This is a genomic window from Amycolatopsis sp. MEPSY49 (genome assembly GCF_051337345.1).
Lineage (GTDB): Bacteria > Actinomycetota > Actinomycetes > Mycobacteriales > Pseudonocardiaceae > Amycolatopsis.
Genome location: NZ_JBDLYJ010000011.1, coordinates 63,293 through 75,682, shown reverse-complemented (window position 1 = coordinate 75,682; position 12,390 = coordinate 63,293). Strand labels below are relative to the sequence as shown.

At 68.9% G+C, this 12,390-nt stretch carries 9 protein-coding genes and 1 pseudogene; 8 read left to right on the top strand and 2 right to left on the bottom strand.

The window, feature by feature from the left end; genetic code table 11:
• Positions 1 to 12: 12 nt before the first annotated feature.
• Entirely contained in the window at positions 13 to 1,407 is a 1,395-nt protein-coding gene (locus ABFJ78_RS37155; protein ID WP_436392121.1) for a cytochrome ubiquinol oxidase subunit I, read from the bottom strand.
• A 163-nt stretch (positions 1,408 to 1,570) separates the two neighbouring features.
• Here ABFJ78_RS37155 and ABFJ78_RS37150 point away from each other — a divergent pair, with 163 nt between their 5' ends.
• Positions 1,571 to 2,209: a response regulator transcription factor gene (locus ABFJ78_RS37150; RefSeq protein WP_310970325.1), complete on the top strand. Its 639-nt coding sequence runs from the start codon at positions 1,571 to 1,573 to the stop codon at positions 2,207 to 2,209.
• Between the two features lie 82 nt (positions 2,210 to 2,291).
• On the top strand, positions 2,292 to 3,428 hold the full coding sequence (locus ABFJ78_RS37145) for a DUF3644 domain-containing protein (RefSeq protein WP_436392120.1): 1,137 nt from the start codon (positions 2,292 to 2,294) through the stop codon (positions 3,426 to 3,428).
• 9 nt (positions 3,429 to 3,437) lie between these two features.
• On the opposite strand, the gene ABFJ78_RS37140 is transcribed toward ABFJ78_RS37145, so the two are convergent.
• Positions 3,438 to 4,427: an Acg family FMN-binding oxidoreductase gene (locus ABFJ78_RS37140; RefSeq protein WP_436392119.1), complete on the bottom strand. Its 990-nt coding sequence runs from the start codon at positions 4,425 to 4,427 to the stop codon at positions 3,438 to 3,440.
• 115 nt (positions 4,428 to 4,542) lie between these two features.
• On the opposite strand from ABFJ78_RS37140, the gene ABFJ78_RS37135 reads away from it, so the two are divergent.
• From ABFJ78_RS37135 to ABFJ78_RS37110, 6 genes and pseudogenes are all read left to right on the top strand, one after another.
• Positions 4,543 to 6,267 (top strand): GAF domain-containing protein, encoded by a 1,725-nt coding sequence (locus ABFJ78_RS37135; protein WP_436392118.1) that lies wholly within the window; start codon positions 4,543 to 4,545, stop codon positions 6,265 to 6,267.
• Between the two features lie 397 nt (positions 6,268 to 6,664).
• Positions 6,665 to 7,999 (top strand): hypothetical protein, encoded by a 1,335-nt coding sequence (locus ABFJ78_RS37130; protein ID WP_436392117.1) that lies wholly within the window; start codon positions 6,665 to 6,667, stop codon positions 7,997 to 7,999.
• 203 nt (positions 8,000 to 8,202) lie between these two features.
• Positions 8,203 to 8,613 (top strand): Hsp20/alpha crystallin family protein, encoded by a 411-nt coding sequence (locus ABFJ78_RS37125; RefSeq protein WP_436392116.1) that lies wholly within the window; start codon positions 8,203 to 8,205, stop codon positions 8,611 to 8,613.
• Positions 8,614 to 8,661: 48 nt separating this feature from the next.
• Positions 8,662 to 9,459 (top strand): annotated as a pseudogene (locus ABFJ78_RS37120) (GNAT family N-acetyltransferase); the annotation flags it as partial.
• Positions 9,460 to 9,571: 112 nt separating this feature from the next.
• Positions 9,572 to 11,290 carry an acetate--CoA ligase family protein gene (locus tag ABFJ78_RS37115; protein ID WP_436392325.1) on the top strand — a complete coding sequence of 573 codons (1,719 nt, stop codon included), beginning with the start codon at positions 9,572 to 9,574 and terminating at the stop codon, positions 11,288 to 11,290.
• 10 nt (positions 11,291 to 11,300) lie between these two features.
• Complete coding sequence (locus ABFJ78_RS37110; protein ID WP_436392115.1) at positions 11,301 to 12,386, top strand: acetate/propionate family kinase; 1,086 nt, start codon at positions 11,301 to 11,303, stop codon at positions 12,384 to 12,386.
• The last annotated feature ends 4 nt before the right edge of the window (positions 12,387 to 12,390 follow it).

Below are 12,390 nucleotides of genomic sequence, written 5' to 3'. Positions count from 1 at the left end.
GCGGTGCTTTCGTCAGTAGGCGAAGGCCGCGGGACGCGGCTCGTCGGTCTCGGTCTCGGGCGCTTCCGGTGGCGGGGGACCGGCCTTCGCGTAGCGGACCATCAGGACGCCGTCGACGACGGCGAGCACGCCGTAGAGCAGGGTGAACACGATCAGCGAAGTCAGCACGCTGCCCGCGGAGACCGTCGGCGAGACCGAGTCGGCGGTCTTGAGGACCCCGAACACCGACCAGGGCTGGCGGCCCATCTCGGTGAAGATCCAGCCGACGCTGTTGGCGAGGAACGGCAGGGCGATCCCGAGCGTCGCGGCGGGGAAGAACCAGCGGGCGCGCGGGGTGTGGCCGCGGCGGAACAGCCAGAGCCCGACCAGGGAAATCAGCAGGCACAGGAAGCCGAAGCCGATCATCAGCCGGAACGTCCAGTAGGCGACCGGGATGTCCGGGCGGTACTCGCCGGGCCCGTACTGCTGTTGTTCGGCGGCCTGGAGGTCGTTGATGCCCTCGACCTGCCCGTCGAAGCGGCCGGTGGCCATGAAGGAGAGGACGCCGGGCACGCGGATGCTGAACTTCTCCTGCGAGCCGTCGAGCGAGCCGATGGTGAACAGTGAGAACGACGCGGGTGCGACGGTGTCGTAGAGCGCTTCGGCGGCGGCCATCTTCATCGGTTGCTGCTGGGTCATCAGGCGCGCCTGCAGGTCACCGGTGACGATGACGCCGAGGCTCGCGACCAGCACGGTGACCAGGGCGAGCTTCATCGACGGCCGGAACACGTCGGCGTTGCGGCCCTTCCGCAGCTGCCAGGCGCTGATGCCGACCACGAACATGCCGGCGGTGAGGAAGCAGGCGGTGATGGTGTGCGCGAAGGCGCCGACGGCGGTCGAGTTGGTGAGCACGGCGCCGAAGTCCTTCAGCTCCGCGCGGCCGGTCGCGGGGTTGACCGCGTAGCCGACGGGGTGCTGCATCCACGAGTTGGCGGCGAGGATGAAGTACGCCGAGAGCAGGGTGCCGATCGAGGCGAGCCAGATGGTGGCCAGGTGCAGCTTCTTCGGCAGCTTGTCCCACCCGAAGATCCACAGGCCGAGGAACGTCGATTCGAGGAAGAACGCGAGCAGGCCCTCGATGGCCAGCGGCGCGCCGAAGATGTCGCCGACGAAGGTGCTGTAGTCCGACCAGTTCATCCCGAACTGGAACTCCTGCACGATGCCGGTCGCCACGCCCAGGGCGAAGTTGATGAGGAAGAGCTTCCCCCAGAACTTCGTCATCCGGCGGTAGCGGTCGTTCCCCGTGCGCACCCAGGCGGTCTGCATCCCGGCGACCAGGAAGGACAGCCCGATGGTCAGCGGGACGAAGAGGAAGTGGTAGACGGTGGTGATCCCGAACTGCCATCGGGCGAGGTCCAGGGCGCTCATCCGGTTTCTCCTGCTCGGTCGCGGGTTACCCGGTGAGCATCCGGTGCGGAGGGCGGCCGGCCTTAGGGTCCTTGGTCACTTCCGGGACGGCCACGGGTCCCTGCCGCCGGGGGTCTTGCGGTCGTACGCTGAGCCTGTCGAGCCCGTCCTTGGGAGGTCAGCCATGCTTCGCGTGTTTCTCGTCGACGACCACGAGGTCGTTCGCCGTGGTGTCGCAGACCTGCTGGACGAGGACGAAAACCTCACCGTGGTCGGTCAGGCCGGCAGCGTTTCGCAGGCGCTGGCCCGCATTCCCGCCCTGAACCCGGACGTCGCGGTGCTGGACGTCCGCCTGCCGGACGGCAACGGCATCGAGCTGGCGCGCGAGCTGCGGTCGAAGCTGCCGGAGCTGAAGTGCCTGATGCTGACCTCCTACACCGATGAGCAGGCGATGCTCGACGCGGTGATGGCCGGCGCGAGCGGGTTCGTGATCAAGGACATCAAGGGCATGGACCTGGTTTCGGCGGTGCAGGACGTAGGCGCGGGCAAGTCCCTGCTCGACGCGCACGCCGCGGCGGCGTTGATGGCGAAGCTGCGCGACAGCCAGGCGAAGAAGGGCCCGCTGGCCGACCTCTCCGATCAGGAGCGGAAGCTCCTCGAGCTGATCGGGGAGGGCCTGACCAATCGGCAGATCTCGGAGCGGATGTTCCTGGCCGAGAAGACGGTCAAGAACTACGTGTCGCGGTTGCTGACCAAGCTGGGGATGGAGCGGCGCACGCAGGCGGCGGTGCTGGCCACCGAACTGCGAAACCAGGGCGGCTGAAGTGCTCGGGTGAGCCGGGCGTAACAGGCGGCGTCCGATTTCCGACCTTGATCACATGCCGCCGCGACCACGATTCATGCATATGGTCGACGCCTCGCGTGACGAGGCGCAGCTGGCTGTGCGGTTGTACAACGATCCATCGGAAATTCGCTCTTTCGAAGGCTTCGTCGTCCACATGCACCTCGCCTGGCTCTACCTCTTGCACGCCGAGCTGACACGCGATCAGGTCGACTTCCGGTACTGGCGGACGCACGGGCGGACCCGGCGAATCGAGCGTATCGATGGTGAACCAAAGCGGTGGGACCTCGCGACCTGCGTCCGGCACCACTGGCCTGACGGTGACAGCCCGGTGCGCGCCAACCTCGAGTTCTTCATCGCGTTGCGCAACAAGATCGAGCACCGGTATGCCCGCGAGCAGCAAGCTCTCAGCGCGGCAGTCGGAGGCCAGAGCCAAGCCCTCCTTCTGAACTACGAGGAGGAGCTCACAAACAGCTTCGGTGTCTCCTCGTCCCTGGCCACCCGTCTGCGGTTCCCCGTCTTCATCGGCAGCTTCACGGACGAGGGTGAGCGAACACTGCGGCGGTTGCGCGCCCAGCTCCCGGTCCAGTTGCGGACCTTCCTCGCCGCGTACGACGCGGGACTCGACGAGTCCGTCGCGCGCGACCCGCGGTACGACTTCCGGCTGCGGGTCCTGCAGGAGCTGGCTCCCAAAGACCCGGACGCACTCGCGGTTCAATTTACCCGCTACGACGACCTGACGGAAGAACAACGTGCGAGCGTCGAAGCGATCGGCAGAAAAGGGTACGTAGTGGTTCGCGAACAGAAACGGTCTGTCGTGGGACACGGGCTGCTGAAACCGACGGAGGCGGCGAAGGCCGTCCAGGACGGGATTCCGTTCTTCTTCAGCACCGCACTCTTTACCAAAGCGTGGAAGAAGCTTCGGGTCCGGCCGCCGGTGGGAGACCCGCACCCCGAGCGAACGGATGACAAGTACTGCTTGTACGACGAACGTCACGCCGACTACGGCTACACCCAGGCCTACATCGCCAAGCTCGTCAGGGAGTGCCGGAGCGAGGCCGGCTTTCGAGCGCTGGTCGAGACGGCACCCAAGGACAAGGTGTCCGGTGAGTGGGTGGGGCCACCACCACTGAGCGCAACACCACCTTGGCGCCGGACCAGGCCGCCAGAGGCGGGGGCCGACGTGAGGCACTCGGCCTGATCGGCTCGCTCAGGTGCTCAGGGCGGTGGGCGCCATCAGGACGTCCGCCAGTGAGCGCCGCGGCGTCCACGGCACCGGTGCGCCCCGGCCCAGGCGCAGCACGATCTGCGGCCACAGCCCGCCCCCGAGCAGCTGCCGCAGCTCGGCCCGGACCGCCGGGACCTCGACCGGCTGGGAGATGAACGACGCGTCCAGCCCGGCCACCGTCGCGGTCAGCAGAACCCGCTGCATCGCCTGACCCGCCCGGAGCCGGTCGACGCGGGTGTCGTCAAAGGAACCGATGACCACGACCAGGGGCTCGGAGTCGTCGCGCCGGCCGCGGTCCCGGGTGCCGAAGTCGCGGAGCATCCAGCCGCCGTTGTTCGAGGGCATCGACCCGGCCGCGTACTCGGGGACCCCGTCGCGGCTGTCCCGGTCACGCCCGGTCCACTGCCGCCACTCGGCCAGGAACGCCGGGTCCGTGACCTGGACGTGGTGGCCCTTGTGGACCAGCTCGCGCAGGCCCTCCAGCTGCTTCCCGCTCAGCCGCGGCAGCCATGCCTGTTCGACCTCGGCGGCGTGGCGCAGCTCGGCGACCATGGACGCGGGGATTGCACCTGCCTCGAACGGTGTCCGGTTCGTGTGACGGCGGGGGATCGCGTCCGCCAGCTCGACCAGCCGGGGGTCGGGACGGCGGGCCGCGAACGGCCGGACCACCGCCAGCAGGGTCGGGTCGTCGCGCCGGGGGAACAGCGTCGTCGCCGGGTGGGCTCCCAGCGCGTGGATGGCGGCGCGCACGTTGAACAGCGCGGCCCCGCACGAGAGCAGCAGCTCGCGGCGGTCGGCGTCGGCCACCGGCAGAGCGCGGTCCGGGTCGGCGTGCAGCTCCAGACCCGCGCGGGTGCAGCGGAAGCGCCAGGGCTGCGTATTGTGCGTCGACGGCGCCAGCACCGCAGCGCCGATGACGGACTTCACCTGATCGGAGTCCAGCAAGCCGATCGAAGTGATGGGTAGTGTCATGGTTTCCCCTCGTGCCGCGGGCGGCACACTGATGATCCGAAAGCTTGGTCCGACGGTCTCTCGCACCGCGGTGCCGCGGAAAGGGGACAAAGTCACCGATGATGCGGAGGCCGTGATGAGCGAAGCCGGGCAGGAGCCACGGCGGATGGCGGGCACGCTGTCCGGCCTGCGGCTGCGCGAGCTGCTGCGTGACCTGCAGGACCGGATCGAGCTGCTGATCGGCACCCGGGACAAGATGGACGGTCTCCTTGACGCCGTGCTGGCCGTCGCGTCCGGACTCGAGCTGGACACGACGTTGACGCGGATCGTGCAGGCCGCCATCGAGCTGGGCGAGGCGAAGTACGGCGCGCTGGGCGTGCTCGCCGAGGACGGCTCCCTGTCGGAGTTCCTCTACATCGGCATCGACGACGAGACCCGCCGGCTCATCGGCGACCTGCCCGAGGGGCACGGCGTGCTGGGCGTGGTCATCGAAGAGGCGAAGCCGCTGCGGCTGGAGGAGATCTCCGCCCACCCTGCCTCCGTCGGCTTCCCCGCGCACCATCCCCCCATGCACACGTTCCTCGGGGTGCCGGTGCGCGTCCGTGACGAGGTGTTCGGCCGGCTCTACCTGACCGAGAAGAAAAACGGCGAACCGTTCACCGATGACGACGAGGTCGTCGTCCAGGCGCTGGCCGCGGCGGCCGGCATCGCGATCGAAAACGCCCACCTCTACGAGCAGGCGCGGGTCCGGCAGCAGTGGCTCGCCGCGACCAGCGAGGTGACCACCGAGCTGCTCGGCGGCACCGACCCGGCGGAGGCGCTCAACCTGATCGCCAGCCGCGCGCTGGAGCTGACCGGCTCCGACGTCACGATGCTGGCGTTGCCGAACGCCGGGCGCCTCGACGTCGACGAGGACTGGGGCGAGGACGCCGACGACCTGACGGTCACCGTCTGCGCGGGTACGCGCGCTTCGGAGCTGTCGGGGACGCGCATCGAGATCGAGGAGAGCGTCCCCGGCTCGGTGTACCGGGACCGGACGCCGCGCAGCGTGCCCGACCTGAGCCTGCGCGACCACCGGTTCGGGCCGGCGATGGTGGTGCCGCTGCGGGCGGGCGACCGGACGACCGGAGTGCTGATCGCCGCCCGGGAAGCCGGTTCCGCCGGGTTCGAGGCGGCCCAGCTGTCGGTGGTGGCGTCCTTCGCCGACCAGGCGGCCCTGGCGTTGCAACTGGCCGCGCAGCAGCGGGCGGCGCGTGAGCTGGACGTGCTCGGCGATCGCGATCGGATTGCCCGCGACCTGCACGACCACGTGATCCAGCGGCTGTTCGCGGTGGGCCTGTCGATGCAGAGCACGCAGCGGCGGACGAAGTCCCCGGAGCTGCAGAAGCGGCTGGGCGACAGCATCGAGCAGATGCACGAGATCGTCCAGGAGATCCGCACGGCGATCTTCGACCTCCACGGCGGCGCGGCGGGCGAGACGGGCATGCGGCTGCGCCACCGCCTGCACGACGCGATCGCCGAGCTGACCGACGACGCCCCGCTGCAGCCGACGGTCAGCATGTCCGGTCCGATCGACACGGTGCCGACGCAGCTGGCCGAGCACGTCGAGGCGGTGGTGCGGGAGGCGGTGAGCAACGCCGTGCGGCACGCGAACGCTTCGGCGGTGTCGGTGTCGATCGCGGTGAAGGACGAAAGGATCTGCATCGTCGTGGCCGACAACGGCAAGGGGCTCGCGGAGGGGATCTCGCCGAGCGGGCTGGGCAACCTGCGCGACCGCGCGGAGGCGTCCGGCGGGACGTTCTCGCTGGACAGCGGTCCCGAGGGCGGGGTCAGGATCGAGTGGTCGGCTCCGGTTGCCTGACTAGCAATCGCGTTGCTTTCCGGTCAGGCATCCGGAGTGGGTACCTACTGCCGCCGACGAAGAAGAAGAGCGAGAACTTCGCGAGCCGACTTCCGGCGGGCCGCCTTACGTGCCAGAAGTGCTGTCATCGCGGCGGCTGCAACCGACGCCGCGTAGGTCAGTGGCACAGCAGCGGCTACGAGGGCGCCGTCGTGGAGGAACTGCAGCAAGTTCGTCATGTTGGACTCCAAGCCTGAGAGCGGATCTGTCGCCCTCAGTTGTGCCGCTTCGGCGACGTGTCCGGCGAGGTCTTCCCGCGCTACGGTGTACAGATGTGCAGGTCACGAGGGGTGCCCGGAATTCCGGACCGGATCCGGACCAGGTGTTGTCACCGTCCGCAGCAGGTCGGACTCACTTCGTGACTGAGGGGGAGTCGACGCAGCAGTTCAAGGAGGCGCTCGCGGAGTTGCGGATCCGTGCTGGCAACCCGACCGCTCAGGTGATCGTCGACCGCGCCGCAGATGCCAAGCCGCAGCGGGCAAAGATGAATCGGTCCTCACTTAGTGACTGGTTTCGAGGCAAGAGTATCCCGGCTGATCAGCGCGTTGTGGAAGTGCTCGTGCGTGTGCTATCCGATCTTGCGAGGGGGCGTGGTGCTCCGTTGTCACCGGATGAACATGCTCAAATTCTGAGTCTTTATCGAGTTGCTCATGCTGAGAACCAGGCTAGGCGCGGTGCTCGCAAAGCCCAGGCTGGAGGAAATCTCGAGGGCGAACCGCTGGCTGCTGAGGAGTCGGTGGGTCTCCTCAGCGCGCGTTTCGGCAATGTCTGCGCCTTCGCTGGATGTCGCAATCCGCTGATGAGCAATGGGATGGGTGGTGAACGCTTTCTGGGGTCGGTCATCCACACTGACCGTGATCCCCTGGGGCAACCTATAGTTCCTGCGATTGAGGAAAACGTCAATGTGGAGAGTGATGTCGTCTTGTTGTGTGGGCGGCATGGTCGAGAGTTGAGGGAGGGGGTGATTGTGAAGACTGTGCAACAACTTCAGGCGATGCGTGAGGAGGCGTTGCGGACGCATGCTGTCGGACTGCGTCAACATCTGCCGAAGTTGATGGCGCTCAACTATGCGAATCCGGTCAGACTTGCCCATCTGGCCATGTTTCAGGAGCAGAATGTCTCCTTGCCGAGCGGGCCTCCGCCGGCGGGGATCGTCGGGATGAATCAGTGGCTTGCTTCGGTGCTAGAAGCGATGAATCAGGTTCAACTCGAGACTCGGCGTCTTACTCTGGATTTCGACCTTCGTACTCTCAATCCGGGTGATCTGCTGGTTTTTGATCGGCAGGTCCGTACGTTGCACAGTGCAATGCCGAATGAGAATCGAGCGCTGACGGGCAACCTGGATATTGATCCGATTGCATATTTTGAACGTAGTGGAGTGCGGGTGATTATGCAATTGGACCCGAGTTTGATAACGACAAATTCCGCTTTTACTGACTTTGGCGCAGGTGCGGTGCGGCTTGCTGGGCTTTGTTTGATAAAGAGGCGGATGGCGCCCTCTGAACCGCCGGCGGCCAAGGGAAAACCAAAGTTGCGATTCTTGGCATCGCCGCTCCTGCTGGGTATTGCGCAGTATGACGAGCGTGATGCGGACATCAGTGACCGTCGTGTGTTTCAGGGGTATGACCCCGACACTTATGAAACTGTATGGCTGGGCCCGTGGAACATGCCGCGTGATCAAACGACTGGTTAGGTGCAAAGTTCATGGATGAACGGCTGGCGGCCCGGCTGTTGCGTACAGAGCTCTGTAACTAGCCAGCCTGTGTAGCTCTCGGTAAGAGTTCCGGCTTGGTGACGAAGGTCCTCGCGGTTCGGGCAATCCGGCCGCGTCGCGCGCCCACCGAATCGAGGTCTCCTTGTCTTGCGACACCGGATGTCGCACGGAAGGAGGAACGGATGACTGCCTTGGTGCCGGGCTCACGCCTGGCGTTGCCGAGCATCGCGGCGTGGCTGGAGAACCCCTGGCCGTTCGCCGAGCACAACCCGGTCCGGATCGAGGAGTCCACAGAGGACGGGAAGTACCTCGTGCGGGCCGAACTGCCCGGCTTCGACCCGGAGAAGCACATCTCCGTCACCACGCACAACGGGCTGCTGACCATCTCCGCCGAGCGTGAGGCGAAGGAAGTCGCGGAAGGCGGCCGTAGCGAGTTCTACTACGGCACCTTCAGCCGCACGGTCAGCCTGCCGGCCGGGGCGGACCCGGCGAAGGTCAAGGCGACGTACGCCGACGGCATCCTCGAGATCTCGATGCCGGTTTCGGAGCACCCGCGCGACAAGCACGTCAAGATCCAGGTCACCAAGGACTAGGTGGCCTTCCGCGGTGGGCGCGGCCCTCGGTCGGCCGCGCCCACCCTCATGCCCCGAGGAGATGCGATGACCCGGGCCCTGCTCGCCCACGGTGACGTGGTGCTCGTGCGCCCGTTGCACCCCGGCGACACCGCCGAGGTGCTCGCCCTGCACACCCGGCTCACCCAGCAGGACACCTACTTCCGGTTCTTCGGCACTCCGTCCGGTTTGGACAAGCTGGCGGCGGAGATCGCCGCCGAGCCCGGTTCCGGCCACTACGCCGTGGGTTGCTACCGGCGGGGCGCACTGGTCGGCGTCGCGAACTACGAGGCGCTGAAGGACTCCACCGACGCCGAGGTCGCGCTCGTCGTGGACGCGTCGGTACGCACCCAGGGCGTCGCGACCCTGCTGATGGAACACCTCGTCTCCCACGCCCGCAAGACCGGCCTGAAGCGGTTCCTCGCCGAAGTCCTCGCCGAGAACGCCAACGTCATTCACGTCTTCCGGGACCTCGGCCTGCGTTTCGAGGCCAGCATCGGCGGCCCCGAGCGTGACGTCATCATGATCCTCGAGCAGGATCCCGCCTACGTCGAGGCAGTGCTCAAGCGCGACTCGGTGGCCGACGCCGCCAGCTTGGCCCACCTGTTCAAGCCGTCCTCGATCGCCGTGATCGGCGCGGGACGACGACCGGGCTCGGTGGGGCACGCGGTCCTCGGCAACCTGGTCGCGTCCGGCTTTCCCGGCCCGGTCGAGGTGGTGAACCCGCACGCGGACGAGATCCTCGGCGTGCCGAGCGTGCCGTCCGTCGGGGCGCTGAGCCGCACTCCCGAACTCGCGGTGATCTGCCTTCCCGCGCCGGCCGCCGCGCAGGCGGTCGAAGAGTGCGGGAAACGCGGGGTCCGGGCCGTCGTCATCATCTCCTCCGGGCTGACCGGCACCGGCGCGGGCGAGCGCGTCCACGCGGCCGTGCGAGTACGGCCTGCGGCTGGTCGGGCCGAACTGCCTCGGCGTCGTCTCCACCGACCCCGCGTGCCCCTACGATCTGACGTTCCTCGCCACGCCGGTCAAGCCGGGCAACATCGGCGTCGTCACGCAGTCCGGCGGCGTCGGTATCGCGCTTGCGGAGTCCCTCGGCGACCTCGGCCTCGGCATGTCGAACCTGGTCTCGACCGGCGACAAGTACGACGTCAGCGGCAACGACCTGCTGATGTGGTGGGCCGCCGACCGCCGCACGGAGCTGGCCGTGCTCTACCTCGAGTCGTTCGGCAACCCGCGCAAGTTCGGCCGGCTGGCCCGCCGGCTCGCCCGGACCCGCCCGGTGCTCGCCGTCCGCTCCGGCAGCGGCGACACCGCCCAGCGAGCCGCCGCGTCGCACACCGCCGCGGCCGCCACCCCCGCCATCACCCGGGACGCGCTCTTCGAGCAGGCCGGCGTCATCGCCGTCGACACCGTCGCCGAGCTGGTGGACGTCATCGCCGGGCTGTCGTGGCAGCTCCTGCCCGGCGGCCCGCGGGTGGCCGTGGTGAGCAACGCCGGGGGTGCCGGGGTCCTCGCCGCCGACGCCTGCGAGCGCGAAGGCCTGGTCATGGCCGAGCTGTCCCAAGACACCCGGGACCGCCTCGCGAAGCTGCTGCCAGCCGAAGCGGCGGTGCGCAACCCGGTCGACACGACGGCGGCCGTTCCGCCGGAGGTGTTCGCCGACACGCTGCGCGCGGTCCTCGACGACGACGGCGTCGACGCGGCCATCGCCGCGACCGTACCCACCGCGGTCGGCGACCCCGGCACGTCGCTGGCCGCGGTGCTCCCGCCCGAGTACAAGACCGTTTTCGCCGTCCGGCCCGGCCAGCGTGCCCGGGTGGCGCCGCTGGCGCCCGGCCCCGGCGTCACGGCCTGCTACGACGATCCCGCCGGGGCCGCCGCGGTGCTGGCCCGGCTCGTCCGCTACGAGCAGTGGCTGAACCGGCCCGAAGCCGACGAGCACCTCGAGCCGCTCGAAGATCCGGACGCGGTGCGGGCGTTCGCCCGCGAACGCGAAGGCTGGCTCTCGCCGTCGGACGCCGTCGAGCTGCTCCGGCTCGCCGACATCCCGCTGGTGGAAACCCACTACGTCGAAGCCGGTGACTCGATGGACGCCGCAGCCGCCGACCTTGGCTCGCCGGTCGTGCTCAAGGCCGACGCCGAGGGCCTGCTGCACAAGACCGCCGGTGGCGGTGTCCTGCTCAACGTGCGCGGGGCCGACCGGATCGTGGAAGCGTTCCGGGTCCTGCGGTCGCGCTTCGGATCCGCCCTGCGTGGCGTGACCGTCCAGCCGATGGCCGAACCCGGCCGCGAGCTGCTGGTGGGCGTGCGGTCGGACCCCGTGTTCGGGCCGCTGGTTGTGTTCGGCCTCGGCGGCGTCGACACCGACCTGATCGCCGACCACGCGGCCCGGCTGGCACCGCTCACGGGCGCCGACGCGGACCTGCTCCTGGACGGGTTGCGCTCGTCGAAGGCGCTCTGGACCTCCGGGCTGGACCGGGCGTCGGTGCGTGACCTGCTCCTGAAGGTCAGCCGCCTGGCCGAACTGGTGCCGGAGCTGGCCGAACTGGACCTCAACCCGGTGCGCGTACGCCCGGCTGGCTGCGTGGCGCTCGACGTCCGCGCCCGGTTGGAGCCGGTCGCGGCCGAAGACCCGTTCCTGCGCCGGCTGCGGGACTGAAGGAGCGACCATGCGCGTGCTGACCCTGAACCCGGGCTCGTCGAGCGTGAAGGTGTCGCTGGTCGTCGACGGCGCCGCCGTCGGCTGGACCGCCTGGGACCTGACCGCCCCGGCGGTCGTCGGCCCGGCCGTTCGCCGCTGGTCCGAAGTGGACGCCGTCGCCGTCCGGTTCGTCCACGGCGGTTCCCAGAAGGCGCCGGCGCTCGTCGACGACACCTTGCTCGCCAACCTCGAACGGCTCACTTCCCTGGCGCCCAACCACCAGCCGCTGTCGCTGGAGGTCACCCGGGAAGTCCGCCGCCTGCTGCCCGGGGTGCCGGTGGTGGCCTGCTTTGACACGGCGTTCCACGCGCGGATGCCCGAAGCGGCGGCGCGGTACCCGTTGCCCCGGGCGTGGACGGCGCAGAACCGCTTGCGCCGCTACGGTTTCCACGGCCTGTCGTGCCAGTACTCCCTGCGCCGCACCGGCGAACTGCTGGGCCGCGCGCCCGGGGAACTGCAGCTCGTCTGCGCCCACGTCGGCGCCGGCGTGTCGGTGACCGCGATCCGCGATGGCCACGGCGTCGACACCAGCATGGGCTTCACCCCGCTCGAAGGCGCCGTGATGGCCACGCGGTCGGGGTCGGTCGACCCGGGGTTGCTGCTGCACGTCATGCAGACAGCGCCGATGAGCCCGGCCGAGATGTCCGACGCGCTCTTCCACCGCTCCGGGCTGGCCGGAATGACCGGCACCAACGGCGACCTCCGGCGCGTGCTCGCCGCGGCGGCTCGCGGCGACGACGACGCCGCGGTGGCGCTCGACGTCTACCGGCACCGGCTGGGCCGGGAGATCGGCGCGATCGCGACGAACCTGTCCCGGCTGGACGCCGTGGTGTTCACCGGCGGCGTGGCCGAGCACCAGCCCGAGCTGATCACCTCGGTCATCGACGGCCTGGGGGTGCTCGGCCTGCGTGCCGGCGCCGTTCCGCACACCGACGTCGACCGGATCGTCACGGCGGCGGATTCCGTGGTGCCCGCCCTGATCGTGCTGCCCCGGGAAGACCTGGAGCTGGCCCGCGGCGCCGAAGAGGCGCTCGCCCGAGTGTCCGTGAGGTGACCCC

Bases quoted from the DNA above. Each gene is read 5' to 3' on its own strand.
- ABFJ78_RS37155 (WP_436392121.1), bottom strand. From the start codon at position 1,407: ATGAGCGCCCTGGACCTCGCCCGATGGCAGTTCGGGATCACCACCGTC.
- ABFJ78_RS37140 (WP_436392119.1), bottom strand. From the start codon at position 4,427: ATGACACTACCCATCACTTCGATCGGCTTGCTGGACTCCGATCAGGTG.
- ABFJ78_RS37135 (WP_436392118.1), top strand. From the start codon at position 4,543: ATGAGCGAAGCCGGGCAGGAGCCACGGCGGATGGCGGGCACGCTGTCC.
- ABFJ78_RS37145 (WP_436392120.1), top strand. From the start codon at position 2,292: ATGGTCGACGCCTCGCGTGACGAGGCGCAGCTGGCTGTGCGGTTGTAC.
- ABFJ78_RS37125 (WP_436392116.1), top strand. From the start codon at position 8,203: ATGACTGCCTTGGTGCCGGGCTCACGCCTGGCGTTGCCGAGCATCGCG.
- ABFJ78_RS37110 (WP_436392115.1), top strand. From the start codon at position 11,301: ATGCGCGTGCTGACCCTGAACCCGGGCTCGTCGAGCGTGAAGGTGTCG.
- ABFJ78_RS37150 (WP_310970325.1), top strand. From the start codon at position 1,571: ATGCTTCGCGTGTTTCTCGTCGACGACCACGAGGTCGTTCGCCGTGGT.